Raw genomic sequence first — 795 nt, forward strand, 5'->3', positions numbered from 1 at the left:
GGCGAGCCGGTGGGCGGTGGCGAGGCCGATGCCGCTGCCGGCGCCGGTGATCACGGCGGTGCGGCCGACGAGGCGGCGGCAGACGGGGGTGGTGTCGTCGGTCATGGGTGGTCAGGCCTCCGTGGCGATGAAGACGTTCTTGGTCTCGGTGAAAGCGGTGAGGGCGTCGGGGCCGAGTTCGCGGCCGAGGCCGGACTGGCGGTAGCCGCCGAAGGGGGTCCAGTAGCGGACGCTGGAGTGGGAGTTGACGGAGAGGTTGCCCGCGCGGACGGCCTGGGAGACCCGCAGGGCGCGGCCGACGTCACGGGTCCAGATGGAGCCGGAGAGGCCGTAGTCGGTGGCATTGGCGAGCCGGATCGCGTCGGCCTCGTCGTCGAAGGGGAGGACGACGGCGACCGGGCCGAAGATCTCCTCGGTGGCGGCCGGGGAGTCGGGGGCCTCGGCGGTCAGGAGGGTCGGCGGGAACCAGAATCCGGGGCCCTCGGGCGCGGTGCCGCGGATCGCCTCCGCGCCAGCGGGCACGTACGAACGCACCCGCTCCAGCTGGGTCCCGGAGATCAGCGGGCCCATCTGGGTCTTCTCGTCCGACGGGTCGCCGACCACCACGGAGGTGATCGCGGGGGCGAGAAGCGCGAGGAAGCGGTCGTACGCGCTCCGCTCGACCAGGATCCGGGTGCGGGCGCAGCAGTCCTGGCCCGAGTTGTCCAGGAAGGACATCGGGGTGGCCGCTGCCGCCGCCTCCAGGTCGGAGTCGGCGAAGATGATGTTGGGGCTCTTGCCGCCGAGTTCGAGGGT

The 795-nt window shown here is 72.7% G+C and carries 1 protein-coding gene and 1 pseudogene; both read right to left on the minus strand.

The window, feature by feature from the left end:
* Positions 1 to 105, minus strand: a pseudogene (locus tag J0695_RS44650) (short-chain dehydrogenase); the annotation flags it as partial.
* A 6-nt stretch (positions 106 to 111) separates the two neighbouring features.
* Positions 112 to 795: aldehyde dehydrogenase family protein (locus tag J0695_RS39080; protein WP_206969610.1), on the minus strand; the 684-nt coding region annotated here is incomplete at its 5' end.

This window comes from Streptomyces beijiangensis (assembly GCF_017315755.1).
Classification (GTDB): domain Bacteria; phylum Actinomycetota; class Actinomycetes; order Streptomycetales; family Streptomycetaceae; genus Streptomyces; species Streptomyces beijiangensis.